Consider the following 16,276-nt stretch of genomic DNA (forward strand, 5'->3'; position numbering starts at 1 on the left):
ATTCAGGCAACCGTCTGTGGTGTTTGCAGAGCTAAGATTGGCGGCTTAGCGTTGCACTTCGGAGTTGAATCCGCCGATCGTTTTTCAGCAATTGCCAGCGCTGGCGAATTTTGTGTGTCCATGCGGACTGGGTAGGCGCGGCGTGAGAGCGCGCAAAAACGCCGTAGCGGTTCAGGCAGTTATTCTCACCGTCCAGCTTTTCCGTATGCACCAGCGACGAGATAGCCTGCAAGTCGCGCCAGTAATCGGCATTGATGCGGTCGTCGCTGGTGGTGCCGGGGGAGAAAGGATAGTGCCAGGTTCTCCCGTATTTTCGTTGCGTATTCATGATAATCCATTATTTTTTGTCTAATTATTGTTCGCCCGCGCGGCGTGCGAATGCCTGGTTGAGTAGGTTAAAAGTGGGAGGATAGAATTCACCCGAATAATGGGTGGACGACGTCAGAGGGATAAACAACCTGAGCGCGTGGCTCAGAACCGGTTAGGGTGAATGGAAGATTTCGGGGCGGGCGTAAAGATACACGCGTTATGATGATAAAACAACCACCTGCGAGCGTGGGCATAAGAAAGGGATCCGCAGATCCCTTATTATGAAGGCTATTTTTGCTGTCAGAACGAGCGCAGCTTAGTGCGCGCCACCGCCGCCGCCGCCGCCACCTGCACCAAACGGCGGTCTGGCAAACCATACCAGCCCCAGCAGGACCAGGAATACCCCGGCCGACATCCAGAAAATCTCATTGGCGGAAATAATCAGCCCCTGATTGGTGATTTGCTGGGCTATCCAGCCGGACGCCTGCTGCTGCGACATCCCCATCCCTTGCAGTTGGTTATACACTTCCTGCGCGTTCGGGTTGTAAGGGTTCACTGACTCGGTGAGCTGCGCATGGTGCATCGATTCCCGGTTGGTCCACAGCGTGGTGGTAATAGACGTCCCGATGGAACCCGCCAGCGTACGGGCAAAGTTCGACAGACTCGACGCCGCAGCCAGGCGTTCCGGCGGCAGGCCCGACAGGGTAATGGTCGTCAGTGGCATAAAGAAGCAGGCCACGGCGAAGCCCTGAATAAACTGTGGCCATGCGGATGCGCCAAAGTCCATTCCCGGCTCAAACGTATAGGCACGCCAGTAGAAGCAGACGGCATACATAATGAAGCTGAATGTGACCAGCCGACGCATATCGAGCTTATGGGCAAAACGACCAATGATCGGCGACAGAATAACCGGAATCACCCCGACCGGCGCAGAGGCCAGCCCCGCCCAGGTGGCGGTATAGCCGTAAACTTCCTGCAATAGCTGTGGCAGCAGAACAATCGCGCCAAAATAGAGCATATAGGCGAGACTGATACACAGACAGCCGATGGTAAAGTTTCGCGACTTAAAGAGTGAGAGGTCGACTATCGGGTTCTCATCCGTCAGCTCCCATACGATAAGGAAGCTTATCGACACCACCGCGACAATGGTCAGGATAATGATCTCGCGGGAGTTGAACCAGTCCAGCTCTTTCCCCTGGTCGAGCATCACCTGCAGGCTACCAATCCCCAGAATCAGCAGCGCCAGACCCACGCCGTCGATACGACGCTGTTCGGTCCGCGTTTCACGACCGCGCAGCGATTGCAGGGTCAGCAATACGACCAGCACGCCGATGGGCACGTTGATAAAGAAGATCCAGCCCCAGTGGTAGTTGTCACTGATATAACCACCGAGGATCGGGCCGCAAATGGGCGCCACGATCACCGTCATCGACCACAGCGCCAGCGCAATGGAACGTTTGGCCGGCGGGTAGTTACTCAGCAACAGACTCTGCGACAGCGGAATCAGCGGCCCGGCGACAATCCCCTGAATGACGCGAAAGAAGATCAGCATGCTCAGGCTGTTGGAGACACCGCACGCCCAGGAGGCGATCGCAAAGGCGACCGTTGACCAGAGGAACAGTTTGACCTCACCCACGCGCTTCGCCAGCCAGCCAGTGATCGGGATCGAAATGGCGTTTGCCACCCCGAACGAGGTGATCACCCAGGTCCCCTGGCTCAGTGATGAGCCAAGGTTGCCTGCAATCGTTGGGATCGCGACGTTAGCGATGGTGGAATCCAGCACCTGCATGAAGGTCGCCAGCGACAGCGCAATGGTCATGATGACCAGTTGCGCCCCTTCCAGCGGTTTTCTCTGTTGCATTACGCGTACCTCGGATTAACCCGCGTTGGCCTTCACGATGTTTTGAATCAGGGTGTTAACCGGTTCCAGGTCAAGTTCGCGCGCGTTGCTCTCGTAGGCCGGGCTGGTGCGAACCTGGCTCGACAGTACCTGGCCGTCACGGTTGGTGGTATCAACATTCACCAGCGTGGAGAGACCGATACGCAGCGGGTGATCGCTCAGTTGTTTAGCATCCAGTTCGATACGTACCGGCAGGCGCTGAACAACTTTGATCCAGTTACCGGTGGCGTTCTGTGCCGGAAGCAGAGAGAAGGCGCTCCCTGTGCCCATGTCCAGACCCACGACTTTACCGGTGTACTTCACTTCATCACCGTAAAGATCGCTGATGACGGTTGCCGTCTGGCCGATACGCATATGCGCAAGCTGGGTTTCTTTGAAGTTAGCGTCCACCCACAAACCGGCAGCCGGTACAACGGCCATCAGTGCGGTGGTCTGGCTTATCTGTGCGCCAGGCTGAACGGCACGGCGAGAGACATAGCCGGTGATCGGGCTGACGATTTTGGTACGCTGCAGGGCAAGCCAGGCGTTACGCAGTTCAGCGGCGGCCTGTTTCACCGCCGGCTGATCTTCCAGACGAGTGTCCAGAATCATCGCCTGGTTGGCGTTGTATTGTTGAATAGCGACATCCAGTTGCGCCTGGGCGCTGGCAACGGCATCACGGGCGTGTTGCAGTTCTTCGCGACCAATCAGGTTGGCGCTGCCCAGCGGCACGCGACGATTAAAATCGGTTTGCGCCTGAGCCAGAGCCGTACGCTGCAGCTCAATGCTTGCCTGCAACTGTTTGCCGTTGATCATCAACTGACGGGTTTGACGGACGCTTGAAGCCAGCGTGGTCTGCGCTTTTTCAAATGCCTGTTGGGCATCTGTGGCGTCGAGCGTGACCAGCACATCCCCTTGTTTGACGTAATCGGTATTGTCAGCCCAGACTTTCGTCACGCTGCCGGATACCTGCGCCATAATTTGAACCTGGTTCCCTGCCACGTATGCGTCATCGGTTTCTTCAAAATGAAGCAGTACTAAAAACCAATAAATCCCATATGCCACGGCAATAACAATAAAGAGCAAGGTCAACAACAGAAGGGCGCCTTTACGTTTACCTTTCTTTTTGACCGGTTGCTGCGGGGTTTGACTCTCCGCATTTGCGCTCATGTTTTTCTCCACGATCTTATTATTTCATATCGGCAAGGCCGACCTGTTTTGTCAGAAAGGCCAGCAGTGTGACGTGCCGGCCTGACGGAATTCTTATTCAATCTGGATGTTCGAGCGGATCTCAGCGTTAGCGCAGTGCCTCAAGGATGGCACCGTCTTCGTCCATTTGATCCAGGCGAGTGAGCAGCTTGCGTGTGATCTGCTCAAGTTGGTCTTTTTCTGTGGTTGTTAGCGACGACCAGAGTTGGTGCAGACAGTTGTGCTGCGGTGGCAGAACCTGACGCAGGAATTCATGACCTTTATCGGTCAGTTGCAGATGCAGGCAGCGACGGTCATTGTCGCTTTCACGGCGTTCAATCCAGCCGCGTTTTTCCAGCTCATCGGCGATACGCGTGGCGTTAGTGCGTGAAGAGCCCAGCGCGCTGCTCAGCTCAGATGGCTGAATACTGTGGTTTTCCTGAGACTCTAAGGTGATTAACGCCATAAACAATGTTTCGTTAATCCCTTGAGCTTTCAGCATTTTGTTGCGGTTTTCCAGCAGCTTGCCCTGCATGTGCATACACAGGCGGGTGAGCAGAATTTCCTGGAACGGGAAATCCTCATAGCGGCTGGCGCGGAATTTTAGCATTTGTTCAATGGGCGTAAACGAACTATCCATTTGGGCATAACCTCATTAATTGCAGTCGATATAGTAACGACAGTGACAAATAAAGTAAATGTATTATTTTCTCTAATAAATTTGCTTTAGTTATGGAACTGTCAGAAATTTCCAGGTGATTCCGTAATTGAGCGCGCTTAAAAATGTTGGAATAATAGTGCGGCGCGTTGTCCAGAAACTCAGCCCCAGAACGGTGAATAAAGCGTTAACGCAGCCCATAAGGGTCGCGGTGGGGATGAAAAAAAGGGTGATGCAGGAGAAAAATACGCTGTGGAGTGGCGAAACGCCCGGCTTCGTGGCATTCAGGCTGAATGGGAATGCCACACGAACGTAACTCAATACGATTGGGTGACGGTCTTTGAGCCCCTCCAAAAATGTTGCGGGCGCAACGGGTGAGGGGTCGCTTATCGTGTCTGTACTATCCATAGTATTTGTGAAATATCACCCACGTTAAAATCACCGGGATAAATAAGTCTCATAACCATATCAGACTCAGGGGCACCTTAACACCCCGGTTTTGTGATGATTAGTCTTAACGTGGGCGTGATTTTATTCTGCCGCGGGCAATTTATGGAATCCGCGCCACCAGACAAGCAGGTTAACGGCGGCAAAACTGCTCCCGGCGATAGACACCCCTGTCCAGCCTGCGTGCTGCCACGCAGAGGCGGAAATCAGCGATCCTGCCGCACCGCCAATAAAGTAGCTGGTCATATAGCCGGCGGTCAGACGGTTACGCGCATCCGGCTTGACGCGGTAAATCACGGTCTGGTTGGTGATGTGTACCCCTTGAACCGTCAGGTCGAGTACCAGGATACCGACAATCAGCGCGATAACCGAGTACTGGCCAAAGCCAATCGTCACCCAGGAGAGGAACAGCAAAATCAGCCCGACGGTGGTGGTGAGGTGGGATTTGCCCTTATCCGCCAGACCGCCCGCCGGACGTGCACCCAGTGCGCCAGCGGCCCCTGCCAGACCAAACAACCCAATGATGCCTTCGGAGAAGTTAAACGGCGGTGAGGCCAGCAGAAAGGCCATCGACGTCCAGAGAATGCTGAAATTGGCGAAGGTCAGGCAACCCAGCAGCGCGCGGGTACGTAACAGTTTTTCCCGGGCAAACAGGGTGAAGACCGAACCAATCAGCTGCGGGTAGTTCAGGTGCGTCTCTTGCTTAACTTTGGGTAAACCGCGCCACAGGGCCAGCGCCATGATGACCATCAACACGCTGGCGACCCAGTAGACTGTACGCCAGCCGCCAATGTCGGCCAGCATACCGGCGACGGTGCGCGCCAGCAGGATCCCCAGCAGCAGGCCGCTCATTATCGTACCGACCACTTTACCGCGCTTTTCCGGCGTGGCCAGCGTAGCCGCTAAGGGCACGAGGATTTGTGCGACCACCGAGAACAGGCCGGTGAGGGCGGTACCGAGGATCATCAGGCCCAGCGTTGAGCTGCTGGCAGTGATCAGCATGCCACCTGCTGCGAGCAGCGTCATAGTGACGATCAGCCGTCTGCGCTCGAACATGTCGCCGAGCGGGACCAGAAACAGTAAGCCCGCGGCGTAGCCCAGCTGCGCCGCGGTAACGATAAAGCCTGCCTGATTGGGGGAGAGGGAAAAGGCGTGCGCAATGGTGTCCAGCAGCGGTTGCGCGTAGTAGTTGCTTGCGACTGACAGGCCCGTGGCGACGCACATAAGCGCAATCAGCGCCGGGCTAAGCCCATGATGAGGTTTAGTCATTTTTCTCTGAATGATTCGTTAGCTGATTATTTTTGTGGGAATCATCATAACCAATGAAGAGAAAAATGTGACCAGGATCGCGTGTCGTAATGTGCGGTTAAACGAGCGTTGTGCGCTCTGATGCCCTCACCCATGGGAGAGGGAGAAAGGCGTGAAATCGTAGCCCGGATAAGGCGTTTGCGCCGCATCCGGGATTGTCCCCGGTGGCGCTTCGCTTACCGGGGCTACGGGAGAGGCGAAAAACCTTACTTCTGCGCGGCCAGCGCCTCTTTCACCCAGCCATCAAACTGCTGCTGGTGGGCTTTGATCCAGCCATCAACGTGACCCTGAATATCCGCTTCGGATGCGTGACCGGCGTGCATCATCGCATTCTGCGCATTGATATCGGCAATCGGCAGCTTCATCACTGAGAACAGCTTCGCCGCCGCCGGGTTTTTCTCAGCCCAGGCTTTGTTGGCCACAATGTGCATGGTGTTCACCGGGAAGCCATAGTTCATGCCATTAGGCAGTTTGGTGTCGATATTTTTCTGCTCACCTGACAGGGAAGAGAACGGCACCTGCAGCCAGACCACGTCTTTACCCGGTTTCAGCACGTCGCTGACCCAGTACGGCGTCCAGGTGTAATACAGCACCGGTTTGCCTTCTTTAAAGCGGGTAATGGTATCGGCCATCATCGCCGCATAATTGCCCTGGTTATGCACCACGGTATTGCCCAGACCATAAGCGTCAATCTGGTGGTTGATCACCGCTTCACAGCCCCAACCCGGCGTACAACCGGTCAGATCGGCTTTGCCGTCGCCGTTGGTATCAAACAGTTTGGCAATTTTCGGATCTTTAAGCTGGTCGATGCTTTTGATTTTGTACTGCTCGGCGGTTTTCTTATCGATCAGATAACCCTGCGCCGCACCGGTCACGAAGGTGCCAGAGCGGTAGAATTTCTTGTCGCCGCCTGCTGCTGCGTACATGTCGTCATGCAGCGGTTGCCAGTTAACGGCGGTAAAGGTGACATCGCCTGCGGCCATGGAGGTGTAGCCGACGTTGTAGTCCACTTCGCTCGGTTTATTGACGGTGTAGCCGAGTTTTTCCAGCCCGCGGCTAACTAACAGGGTCTGAAATGCTTCTTCGGAGATGGTGCTCTGGAAAGGCTGCACGGTAATGCCTTTGCCTGGCAGGTCAGCCGCGAATGTTCTGGTTGAGACAAGGGTGGCGAACGCTGTGGCAAGAATGATGGTATGTCGCATCGTTGTTCCTTTTTATTCGGTGGTATAAGACGTGCTGGCCCGGCTGGTCAGCCGGGCGGGCGACATCGTTACTTAGTGAACGGGCGAGTAATCAACCCAAGCGGGCCGGTGCTGTACCAGCGGCGATTACCACGGCTGCGGGAATCGCGACCCATCGCCTGCGTCAGGCGGTCGAGGATGATGGCGAGGATAACGATCCCCACGCCACCGACGGTTGCCAGCCCCATATCGAGGCGGCCAATACCGCGAAGTACCATCTGGCCAAGCCCGCCAACGGCGATCATCGATGCGATTACTACCATGGAGAGGGCAAGCATAAGCGTCTGGTTGATCCCCGCCATAATGGTGGGCATGGCCAGTGGTAACTGTACTTTGAACAACATCTGGCGCGGGCTGGCACCAAATGAACGTGATGCTTCAATCAGGTCGGCTGGCACCTGGTTAATCCCCAGAATGGTCAAACGCACTACCGGCGGCAGGGCGAAGATAATCGTCACCACCCCACCCGGCACGTTACCAATCCCGAACAGCATCACAATCGGCACCAGATAAACAAACGCAGGCGTTGTCTGCATGGCATCGAGCAGTGGACGAATAATCTTCGCCGCCCGCTGACTGCGCGCCAGCCAGATACCCAGCGGCAGGCCGATGATGATACAAAACAACAGGGCGGTCAGCACCAGCGCCAGCGTCACCATCGCCTGTGACCATGCGCCAATCGCGCCGATCAAAATCAGCGATACCAGCGCCGCAACGCCCATCCCGGCGCTGCTGATCTGCCAGGCGATCAGTGAGAACACGATGATCGCCACCGGTGCAGGCATCCCCAGCAGCAACTGCTGGAAGGCGCTCAGAATGTAATCCACCGGCACACGGATGCCCTGGAATACCGGGCGGAAGTGCGTCACCACCCAGTCGATACCGTGCGTGCCCCAGCTGTCCAGCGGGATCAGCGTCTTATGGAAGGGATCCATAATATTGAAATGTTCCGGCGCAGGGGCCGGGGCGTTGGTCAGCCAGTCGGCACCGCCGCCGTCCGTCGGGGCGGGTGCAGGAGATGAACCCCATGCGTCAGCCGATTGTGCTGCGCTGTCGGTTGCCGGTGTGCTATCCCACGGGTTATTTTGATCAGCCATTGTTTGCCCCCTCGCGATCTAAAGCCTGCAGCAGCATCCGTTTGGAGATGATGCCCACGTACTGTTGCTCTTCACCGATGACCGGCACGGCACAGGGTGCCTGCCCGACGTGGGAGAGCAATTCGCTAAGCGGCGTCTCTGCTTCCACCGCCAGCGGGGAATCAATAAGCGCCGCATCGATACCCAAATTTTGGCCGAGGGCCGATTTCAGGGAGTCGATGGAGACAATGCCGACAAATTTATTGCCGCGTTCAATGACATAACCGTATTCGCGGTCTTCATCCTGCAGTAATTTCAGCGCGGAACGCGGACCGAAACCCGGCGTTTTACGAATCAGGCCAACCGGTGTACGGCGGGCAATATCTTTCGCACTAAATACCTGGCTAATATCCACGCCACGGAAGAAGGTGCGTACATAATCATTCGCCGGATTATTCAGAATTTCATCCGGTGTACCTACCTGAACAACTTCGCCATTTTGCATGATGGCAATCCGGTCGCCAATTCGCATGGCTTCATCCAGATCGTGGGAAATAAAGACAATCGTGCGCTGGTGGCGCGACTGTAATTTCACCAATTCATCCTGCATCTCCGTACGAATTAATGGGTCGAGCGCCGAGAAGGCTTCATCCATTAATAAGATATCCGGGTTGATGGCTAATGCGCGGGCCAGACCTACACGCTGGCGCATCCCGCCAGAGAGTTCATCCGGATATGCATGGGCGTAATTCTCAAGCCCCACCTGACGTAATGCGTCCAGGGCTTTTTCCTGTCGTTCACCCGCAGGCACGCCCGCTAATTCCATACCAAATGCGGTATTATTCAGTACCGTCATATGGGGCATCAGCGCAAATGACTGGAAGACCATCGCAATCTTTTTCCTGCGCACCTCACGGAGTTCAGCGTCTGATATTTTGGCGATATCCACGCCATCAATCAGCACCTGTCCGCGGGTGGGTTCAATCAGGCGATTGAGAAGGCGTACCATTGTAGACTTACCCGAACCGGATAATCCCATGATGACAAATATCTCGCCTTCTTCAATGGCCAGACTGGCGTCTTTAACGCCAAGCGATAGCCCTGTTTTTTCCAGAATATGTTCTTTCGAAAGTCCTTTTTCGATATATTTGAAAGCTCGCTGTGGATGCTCACCAAATATCTTATAGAGATTTTTAACTTCTAATTTAATTGCCATGCAATAGAATGGTTCCTGTTATTTATTTATGTCGATATGTTACCTGATGCGAATAATTAACCGGGTATACCCTAACATACTGAGATTCTGTGACAACCCTCAAGTCCTGCATTCGCGGAATTTGACAAGTGCGAAAACGCCTGAATTTCCCGTGAGATAAGGGCTGAGCGCGAATTGAATTTTTGTCATATTTTTATCGTTTGGGTGTTGAATTTTGACGTGGCGCACGTTGTTTCAGCAGAATATGACGGGAGAATGACGCCAGAAATAAGGGTAAATATTCGGAGAGATTGTGGGGGAATTATATTTGATATAGTGCAGTCCCGGATGGCGGCGTAAGCACCTTATCCGGGCTACAAAACCGTAGCCCCGGTAAGCGCAGCGCCACCGGGGATGTTCTGGCTTACTGGAAAATTAAAAATCCCAGTCTTCGTCCTCGGTTTCTACCGCTTTGCCCATCACATACGATGAACCGGAGCCTGAGAAGAAGTCGTGGTTTTCGTCGGCACCGGGGGAGAGTGCCGCCAGAATTGCCGGGTTCACTTCCGCCATTTCCGCCGGGAATAACGGCTCATAGCCGAGGTTCATCAGCGCCTTGTTGGCGTTGTAGCACAGGAAGGCTTTCACATCCTCCACCCAGCCGGAATCCGCATACAAATCTTCGGTATAGGTCACTTCGTTATCGTAGAGATCCATCATCAATTCCAGCGCGAAATTCTTAAGCTCCTCGCGTTTGTCCTCGCTGACTTTCTCCAGCCCTTTCTGATACTTATAGCCGATGTAATAACCGTGCACCGCCTCATCGCGAATGATCAGACGAATCAAATCCGCCGTGTTGGTCAGCTTGCCACGGCTTGACCAGTACATCGGCAGCCAGAAGCCGGAATAGAACAAAAACGACTCCAGGAAGACGCTGGCGATTTTCTTTTTCAACGGGTCATCGGCGCGGTAATACTCCAGAATAAGCTGAGCTTTACGCTGTAGCGCGCTGTTCTCCTCACTCCAGGAATAGGCCGCGTCGACATCTTTGGTCTGACACAGCGTGGAGAAAATCGAGCTGTAGGAGCGCGCATGCACCGCTTCCATAAAACTGATGTTCGACATCACCGCTTCTTCATGTGGCGTCAGCGCATCGGCCATTAACGTCGGTGCACCCACGGTGTTCTGAATGGTATCCAGCAGCGTCAGCCCGGTGAAAACCCGAATGGTGAGCTGTTGTTCCGCATGGCTCAGCGTCTGCCAGGCGGGGATATCGTTCGACAGCGGCACTTTTTCCGGCAGCCAGAAGTTGCTGGTCAGGCGGTTCCAGACCTCAAGATCTTTATCATCCTGAATCTTGTTCCAGTTGACTGCGCTAACGCGTGACAGTGGTTTCATCCTTTTCTCCTTACAGCGCGCAGGACACGCAGCCCTCGATTTCCGTCCCTTCCAGCGCAAGCTGGCGCAGACGGATGTAATACAGCGTCTTGATGCCTTTCTTCCACGCGTAAATCTGTGCTTTGTTGATGTCGCGCGTGGTGGCGGTATCCGGGAAGAACAGCGTCAGCGACAGCCCCTGATCCACATGGCGCGTGGCCTCAGCGTAGGTGTCGATGATCTTCTCCGGCCCGATTTCGTAAGCATCCTGGTAAAACGTCAGGTTTTCGTTGGTCATAAACGGGGCTGGGTAGTAAACGCGCCCGGTTTTGCCTTCCTTGCGAATCTCAATTTTCGACACGATCGGGTGAATACTCGAGGTGGCGTGATTGATATAAGAAATGGACCCGGTAGGCGGCACCGCCTGCAGGTTCTGGTTGTATATGCCGTGGCGCATCACATTCTCGCGCAACTGCTCCCACATATTGCGGTCAGGGATAGTGATGCCGCTTCGGGCAAAGAGCGCACGGACTTTCTCGGTTTTTGGCTGCCAGTCCTTTTCCAGGTACTGATTAAAATATTCACCGCTGGCATAGCGCGACTGCTCGAACCCGGCAAAGCGCTGATTGCGTTCGCGGGCCATCATCATCGAGGTGTTCAGCGCATGCCAGGTGATGGTGTAGAAATAGAAGTTGGTGAAATCGAGACCTTCTTCGCTGCCGTAGGCAATACCTTCACGCGCCAGATAGCCGTGTAAGTTCATCTGCCCCAGACCAATGGCGTGCGAGGCGGCGTTACCGGCTTCGACCGACGGTACCGAGCGGATATGGCTCATATTGGATACCGCGCTCAGGCCGCGAACGGCGGTTTCCACCGTTTGACCAAAATTCGGCGAATCCATGGTATGGGCGATATTCAGCGACCCGAGGTTGCAGGAAATATCATGGCCGATGTCGACATAATCCAGATTTTCATCCAGCGTGGAGGAGCTGTTGACCTGCAAAATCTCCGAGCACAGGTTGCTCATATTGATGCGCCCGGCAATCGGATTGGCGCGGTTCACCGTATCTTCGTACATGATGTACGGATAGCCTGATTCAAACTGGATCTCCGCCAGCGTCTGGAAGAAATCGCGGGCATTAATGTATTTTTTGCGTACGCGATCGTCAGCAACCAGCTGGTCGTACATTTCGCTTACCGCGATATCACCAAACGGTTTGCCGTACAGGCGCTCCACGTCATAGGGAGAGAACAGCGCCATTTCGGCGTTCTCTTTCGCCAGTTGGAAAGTGATATCCGGGATAACGACCCCCAGCGAGAGGGTTTTGATACGGATTTTTTCGTCAGCGTTTTCTCGTTTGGTATCGAGGAAACGCAGAATATCCGGGTGGTGTGCATTCAGATACACCGCCCCTGCGCCCTGACGCGCGCCCAGCTGGTTAGCGTAGGAGAAGGCGTCTTCCAGCATCTTCATCACCGGGATCACCCCCGACGACTGGTTCTCAATGCGTTTAATCGGCGCACCGGCTTCACGCAGGTTAGAGAGCAAAAAGGCCACGCCGCCGCCGCGTTTGGACAATTGCAGCGCCGAGTTCACCGCACGGCCAATGGACTCCATATTGTCTTCAATACGCAGCAGGAAGCAGGAGACCAGCTCGCCGCGCTGCTGTTTGCCGCAGTTGAGGAAAGTAGGCGTGGCGGGCTGGAAACGTCCCGAGAGGATCTCATCGGTTAACTGCTGTGCCAGGGCTTCATCTCCCTGTGCGAGGGTCAGCGCCACCATGCATACCCGGTCTTCAAAGTGTTCGAGATAGCGTTTGCCGTCGAAGGTTTTCAGGGTATAGCTGGTGTAATACTTCCATGCACCGAGGAAGGTCTGGAAGCGGAAGCCGCTGGCATGTGCGTGGGCAAAAAGGTCGACCACGAAAGCGCGGTCATAACGCGCCAGCACGCTTTCGTCGTAATAGCCTTCCTGCACTAAATAGTTAAGGCGCTCATCTTGGCTGGCGAACGTGACGGTGTTGGGCAGCACGTGGCCGGTGTGGAAGGCATCTACCGCCTGGTGGTCTTTGTCGAACTGGATGCGGCCGGCTTTATCGTACAGGTTCAGCATGGCGTTCAGCGCATGGTAATCTGGTGCGGTTTGCATCACGCGCTCTGCGGTTGTCGTTGCCAAAATTCGCTCACTCCTTTACGCACATTGTCGATGTCCTGCTGTGTTCCCATCAGCTCGAAACGGTAGAGATACGGCACGCCGCATTTTTGCGACACCACGTCTCCCGCCCGCCCATAGGCCTCGCCGAAATTGCGATTGCCGGAGGCGATCACGCCGCGAATCAGGGCGCGATTGTGCTGATCGTTTAAAAAGCGGATAACCTGACGCGGCACGGCGCCTGCCGTACCCCCGCCGCCATAGCTGGGAACTATCAGGATGTAGGGTTCGTCTACCCGGATGCGCTCACGCTCATTGAGCGGAATGCGCACCGCCGGCATCCCCAGTCGCTCGATAAACCGCTGTGTGTTTTCCGAGCTGCTGGAGAAGTAGACGAGGGTGCTCATGCGCTGGCCGCTTGCGGCGCGGTGTGCAGGCGGTTAATCATATCCGGACGGAAACCGGACCAGCGGGTTTCCCCTGCGACGACAACCGGTAACTGACGAAAACCCATCGCACGCAGTTCATCTGCAGCATCCGGAACCAGATCGACGTTCACCATTTCGAATTCAAAGCCACGGCTTTCCATTGCCCGTTTTGTGGCGTGGCACTGTACACAGTCATTTCGAGTGTAAATAGTAATGCGCATGATTCGTGTTTCCATTTAAAATAAGGGAACGGCGCGAAAGGTTCGCGTCAGTCGTGTGTTAGTTGCTAACAGGAATACTAGATGTAGTTGATAGAAGTTTCAACCACACAAGATATAGGAAAATGCGATTTATTTATTCCAGGTGATGAGCGCGGCGGGAAGGCTTTCGCGTATGCGTAAATCGTGCCAACAGGCAATAAAAAACCCCAAACGTGCATCACGTCCGGGGTTGCGGGGCAGAGTAAAGCGGGGTTAACGGCGGTTACAAATCAGCGCGCCAAGGAAAATACCCACGGCGGCGACTGCCCCCAGTGCATACACTGGATTTTCTTTCACATAGGTACCGGCACACCCTACGGCATCACGGGCAGCCTGGCTAACAGGCGTCCGACCATTCAGACGCGCCCGGGTCTCCCTTAACAGCGCCTGCGCTTTACGACGTGCGGTATCGGCCTCGTCTTTTGCGTCGCTGCCCAGGGACTTGAGCACATCTTCCAGGCTATCGGCCAGTTTATGAACATCATTCTGGATATCCTGGACGCCATCATCCACATCACTGCGATTAGGTCTGTTAAACATCGGGTCCTCCTTTGTTTTCGAAGTGAATTTCAGTTTAGACCATATTTTTGCCCCGCTACGTCCTGACAGGCCATTTGCCCTCGTTTATGGACTTTTCTGAAAGCGTTGCTAATGCTGAGTAATGTAAGGTTGCGTTGCAGTAAAAAGATGACGAGGAAAAAATATGTATTTACGACCCGATGAGGTGGCACGCGTTCTTGAGAAAGTGGGATTTAGAATGGATGTCGCGACGACGAAAGCTTATGGTTACCGCCGTGGTGACAATTATGTGTATGTGAACCGGGAGGCGCGTATGGGACGTACGGCGCTCATCATTCACCCCACGCTAAAAGAACGAAGTCTGTCCCTTGCGGAGCCCGCCTCGGAAATCAAGACGTGCGATCACTATCAGAACTTCCCGTTATATTTAGGCGGGGACGCGCAGGAACATTACGGTATTCCACACGGTTTCAGTTCCCGACTGGCGCTTGAGCGTTTTTTATCGGGATTATTCGGCGAGCTTCAATAAACAGTGACAGGCGCGGGCCTGTCACTCTCCCATCAGGCTTTGGCCTGCTGAAAACTCACGCCAAACAGGCGGCGGCAGTAATCAAGGAAGTATCCGTACAGCGCACCCATCACCATTGATATCACCGCATTTGAACTCACTGCCGCGATAATCTGATGCCAGTCGGCGCCGACAGTCAGCAAAATCGCGACATAGACCGGTGACTGGAAAGTGACATAGGCCACCACATCCGCCAGCGTGCGCATGCCACTTTTCGGGCTAATACGGCGGGCAAAACGCATGACCGCATCGCGATACAGGCCATAAGGCCAGGCAATAATAATGTTGACCGGGATGGCAACCAGACGTGATGAAAGCGACTGCTCGAATGTCATTCCGGAGAGGAATATTTCAATGAGCATGTTCACTACCGAACAATAGACAACCATTGCGAAGGTGTCTGCCACGGCATGACGCAGGCGGGACTGCGAAGAGAACATGGTACTGCTCCTTGAAAAGATAAAATAAGCGGATGCCGAACGGTAACTAGCAGTTTGCTGTGGTTCATTTGATGGCGTTAGATTATCCGTCTGGTTATAAACTAACAACTAGCTATTAATTTTTATTTATTACTATTTTCTGGATAAATAGCTCTGCGTTTGTGCGTTTTTTACGCATTTCGTTATTTTTGTTTGATGGGGCAGTAAAACCATTAAATATCATTATCTTATGGATGTTGTGTGATGTTATTCACAAAGCCGATTGCGAAGGAAATGCCGCTTTTAGCGAACAATCCTTCCGCCATGTTCATACAATGCCCGGCAGCATTTTTTATGCTAGAGAAAGCCTTTTACCAGCGTTTAATGCTGATTTCATGATTGGGTAAATATGCGGATTTATTGCATAGAAAAATGTGATGAAGGGGGAAGGTAAAAACAGGTGGGCTGCGGCGAGGGGGACTCACCGCAGCATCGATCAGCAGACGCCGAAATCGCCGTCTTCTTTGTAGAGAGAAACATCCGCTGCTTTGAGGGTGATTTTTTCTGCTGCCTCATCGTGCGCCGGTACGGCGACAATCTGGTCCTCATGCACTTCTACAACTTTCAATTTTGGCCCGCCGATACGCGGCTGCACCACATCACCAATAGCAAACATATTGTCCTCCTTATTATTCGTCACTAAACCTTAGCGCGAACGGCCAACAAGGTACAGTCGGGCCGGGTGATGGCAACGATTGATGAAATGTCGTTTTGCGTAAAAGAGGGTAAAAGCACAAGGCACGGCTGGCGATGTTACGTAATATAGCTACGCTTTAACATTAAATTCCTTTTTTAACAATTACCTGCATTTTGCTTTGCACTGGAGAGGTTATGGGTTTCTGGCGTGTTGTCTTCACAATTATTCTTCCCCCGCTGGGCGTGCTCATCGGCAAAGGCTTCGGCTGGGCGTTTATTATTAATATTCTTCTGACATTGTTGGGTTATTTCCCGGGCCTGATCCACGCGTTCTGGGTTCAAACGCGCGACTAATGCGCAAAGGGCGGCGTCTGTCGCCCTCATGTTTTCATAACTTATTGTTAACCACACGTTTTCTCCGATTTTTTGTGCAAATTCGTAAAGTTCTTCGCTTCACAGACGATAAAAAATACGTTTGGCAGGCGGATTCAACTCCGAAGTGCAACGCTAAGCCGCCAATCTTAGCTCTGCAAACACCACAGACGGTTGCCTGAAT

Annotated in this window: 16 protein-coding genes and 1 pseudogene; 2 read left to right on the forward strand and 15 right to left on the reverse strand. The window is 53.8% G+C overall.

Translation table 11 applies throughout. The features are described from left to right. Nucleotides 1-76: 76 nt before the first annotated feature. The 13 genes and pseudogenes from ACSZPU_RS15635 to ACSZPU_RS15695 form a co-directional block, all read right to left on the reverse strand. Nucleotides 77-328, reverse strand: a pseudogene (locus ACSZPU_RS15635) (RNA ligase family protein); the annotation flags it as partial. A gap of 297 nt (nt 329-625) precedes the next feature. After that, nucleotides 626-2,170 (reverse strand): multidrug efflux MFS transporter permease subunit EmrB, encoded by a 1,545-nt coding sequence (gene emrB / locus ACSZPU_RS15640; protein WP_499000510.1) that lies wholly within the window; start codon nt 2,168-2,170, stop codon nt 626-628. Between the two features lie 15 nt (nt 2,171-2,185). After that, entirely contained in the window at nt 2,186-3,358 is a 1,173-nt protein-coding gene (gene emrA / locus ACSZPU_RS15645) for a multidrug efflux MFS transporter periplasmic adaptor subunit EmrA (protein ID WP_499000513.1), read from the reverse strand. 127 nt (nt 3,359-3,485) lie between these two features. Further along, entirely contained in the window at nt 3,486-4,016 is a 531-nt protein-coding gene (gene mprA / locus ACSZPU_RS15650; protein ID WP_499000514.1) for a transcriptional repressor MprA, read from the reverse strand. A gap of 549 nt (nt 4,017-4,565) precedes the next feature. Next, nucleotides 4,566-5,750, reverse strand: a complete 1,185-nt coding sequence (locus ACSZPU_RS15655; RefSeq protein WP_499000517.1) for an MFS transporter — start codon at nt 5,748-5,750, stop codon at nt 4,566-4,568. Nucleotides 5,751-5,995: 245 nt separating this feature from the next. Beyond that, nucleotides 5,996-6,991, reverse strand: a complete 996-nt coding sequence (gene proX / locus ACSZPU_RS15660; RefSeq protein ID WP_499000519.1) for a glycine betaine/L-proline ABC transporter substrate-binding protein ProX — start codon at nt 6,989-6,991, stop codon at nt 5,996-5,998. Between the two features lie 68 nt (nt 6,992-7,059). Next, the gene (gene proW, locus ACSZPU_RS15665; RefSeq protein WP_499000521.1) at nt 7,060-8,127 is read right to left on the reverse strand and encodes a glycine betaine/L-proline ABC transporter permease ProW; all 1,068 of its coding nucleotides are present in this window, start codon (nt 8,125-8,127) and stop codon (nt 7,060-7,062) included. Then, the gene (proV, locus tag ACSZPU_RS15670) at nt 8,120-9,322 is read right to left on the reverse strand and encodes a glycine betaine/L-proline ABC transporter ATP-binding protein ProV (protein WP_499000523.1); all 1,203 of its coding nucleotides are present in this window, start codon (nt 9,320-9,322) and stop codon (nt 8,120-8,122) included. The genes proW and proV overlap by 8 nt, the downstream gene beginning before the upstream one ends. A 414-nt stretch (nt 9,323-9,736) precedes the next feature. Further along, complete coding sequence (gene nrdF / locus ACSZPU_RS15675; RefSeq protein ID WP_499000524.1) at nt 9,737-10,699, reverse strand: class 1b ribonucleoside-diphosphate reductase subunit beta; 963 nt, start codon at nt 10,697-10,699, stop codon at nt 9,737-9,739. A 10-nt stretch (nt 10,700-10,709) separates the two neighbouring features. Beyond that, nucleotides 10,710-12,854 (reverse strand): class 1b ribonucleoside-diphosphate reductase subunit alpha, encoded by a 2,145-nt coding sequence (gene nrdE, locus ACSZPU_RS15680; protein WP_499000526.1) that lies wholly within the window; start codon nt 12,852-12,854, stop codon nt 10,710-10,712. Further along, nucleotides 12,827-13,237 (reverse strand): class Ib ribonucleoside-diphosphate reductase assembly flavoprotein NrdI, encoded by a 411-nt coding sequence (nrdI, locus tag ACSZPU_RS15685; RefSeq protein ID WP_499000529.1) that lies wholly within the window; start codon nt 13,235-13,237, stop codon nt 12,827-12,829. Before nrdI ends, nrdE begins: the two co-directional genes overlap by 28 nt. Beyond that, on the reverse strand, nt 13,234-13,479 hold the full coding sequence (gene nrdH / locus ACSZPU_RS15690; protein WP_499000531.1) for a glutaredoxin-like protein NrdH: 246 nt from the start codon (nt 13,477-13,479) through the stop codon (nt 13,234-13,236). Before nrdH ends, nrdI begins: the two co-directional genes overlap by 4 nt. A 252-nt stretch (nt 13,480-13,731) precedes the next feature. Next, entirely contained in the window at nt 13,732-14,058 is a 327-nt protein-coding gene (locus tag ACSZPU_RS15695; protein ID WP_499000534.1) for a DUF883 family protein, read from the reverse strand. Between the two features lie 163 nt (nt 14,059-14,221). Here ACSZPU_RS15695 and ACSZPU_RS15700 point away from each other — a divergent pair, with 163 nt between their 5' ends. After that, nucleotides 14,222-14,566 (forward strand): DUF2002 family protein, encoded by a 345-nt coding sequence (locus ACSZPU_RS15700; RefSeq protein WP_499000536.1) that lies wholly within the window; start codon nt 14,222-14,224, stop codon nt 14,564-14,566. Between the two features lie 32 nt (nt 14,567-14,598). On the opposite strand, the gene alaE is transcribed toward ACSZPU_RS15700, so the two are convergent. Beyond that, the gene (alaE, locus tag ACSZPU_RS15705) at nt 14,599-15,045 is read right to left on the reverse strand and encodes an L-alanine exporter AlaE (protein WP_499000539.1); all 447 of its coding nucleotides are present in this window, start codon (nt 15,043-15,045) and stop codon (nt 14,599-14,601) included. Between the two features lie 475 nt (nt 15,046-15,520). Further along, on the reverse strand, nt 15,521-15,700 hold the full coding sequence (locus ACSZPU_RS15710) for a GDFGVC terminal motif YodC-like protein (RefSeq protein WP_499000541.1): 180 nt from the start codon (nt 15,698-15,700) through the stop codon (nt 15,521-15,523). Nucleotides 15,701-15,915: 215 nt separating this feature from the next. Here ACSZPU_RS15710 and ACSZPU_RS15715 point away from each other — a divergent pair, with 215 nt between their 5' ends. Beyond that, nucleotides 15,916-16,074 carry a YqaE/Pmp3 family membrane protein gene (locus tag ACSZPU_RS15715; RefSeq protein WP_499000544.1) on the forward strand — a complete coding sequence of 53 codons (159 nt, stop codon included), beginning with the start codon at nt 15,916-15,918 and terminating at the stop codon, nt 16,072-16,074. Nucleotides 16,075-16,276: the final 202 nt, after the last annotated feature.

It is taken from the genome of Phytobacter sp. V69, assembly GCF_965644215.1.
In the GTDB taxonomy this organism is placed as follows: Bacteria; Pseudomonadota; Gammaproteobacteria; order Enterobacterales; family Enterobacteriaceae; genus Phytobacter.

What these genes read in the sequence shown, in the direction of transcription:
- emrB (WP_499000510.1), bottom strand. Translation starts at nt 2,170, where the DNA reads ATGCAACAGAGAAAACCGCTGGAAGGGGCGCAACTGGTCATCATGACC.
- emrA (WP_499000513.1), bottom strand. Translation starts at nt 3,358, where the DNA reads ATGAGCGCAAATGCGGAGAGTCAAACCCCGCAGCAACCGGTCAAAAAG.
- mprA (WP_499000514.1), bottom strand. Translation starts at nt 4,016, where the DNA reads ATGGATAGTTCGTTTACGCCCATTGAACAAATGCTAAAATTCCGCGCC.
- ACSZPU_RS15655 (WP_499000517.1), bottom strand. Translation starts at nt 5,750, where the DNA reads ATGACTAAACCTCATCATGGGCTTAGCCCGGCGCTGATTGCGCTTATG.
- proX (WP_499000519.1), bottom strand. Translation starts at nt 6,991, where the DNA reads ATGCGACATACCATCATTCTTGCCACAGCGTTCGCCACCCTTGTCTCA.
- proW (WP_499000521.1), bottom strand. Translation starts at nt 8,127, where the DNA reads ATGGCTGATCAAAATAACCCGTGGGATAGCACACCGGCAACCGACAGC.
- proV (WP_499000523.1), bottom strand. Translation starts at nt 9,322, where the DNA reads ATGGCAATTAAATTAGAAGTTAAAAATCTCTATAAGATATTTGGTGAG.
- nrdF (WP_499000524.1), bottom strand. Translation starts at nt 10,699, where the DNA reads ATGAAACCACTGTCACGCGTTAGCGCAGTCAACTGGAACAAGATTCAG.
- nrdI (WP_499000529.1), bottom strand. Translation starts at nt 13,237, where the DNA reads ATGAGCACCCTCGTCTACTTCTCCAGCAGCTCGGAAAACACACAGCGG.
- nrdH (WP_499000531.1), bottom strand. Translation starts at nt 13,479, where the DNA reads ATGCGCATTACTATTTACACTCGAAATGACTGTGTACAGTGCCACGCC.
- ACSZPU_RS15695 (WP_499000534.1), bottom strand. Translation starts at nt 14,058, where the DNA reads ATGTTTAACAGACCTAATCGCAGTGATGTGGATGATGGCGTCCAGGAT.
- ACSZPU_RS15700 (WP_499000536.1), top strand. Translation starts at nt 14,222, where the DNA reads ATGTATTTACGACCCGATGAGGTGGCACGCGTTCTTGAGAAAGTGGGA.
- alaE (WP_499000539.1), bottom strand. Translation starts at nt 15,045, where the DNA reads ATGTTCTCTTCGCAGTCCCGCCTGCGTCATGCCGTGGCAGACACCTTC.
- ACSZPU_RS15710 (WP_499000541.1), bottom strand. Translation starts at nt 15,700, where the DNA reads ATGTTTGCTATTGGTGATGTGGTGCAGCCGCGTATCGGCGGGCCAAAA.
- ACSZPU_RS15715 (WP_499000544.1), top strand. Translation starts at nt 15,916, where the DNA reads ATGGGTTTCTGGCGTGTTGTCTTCACAATTATTCTTCCCCCGCTGGGC.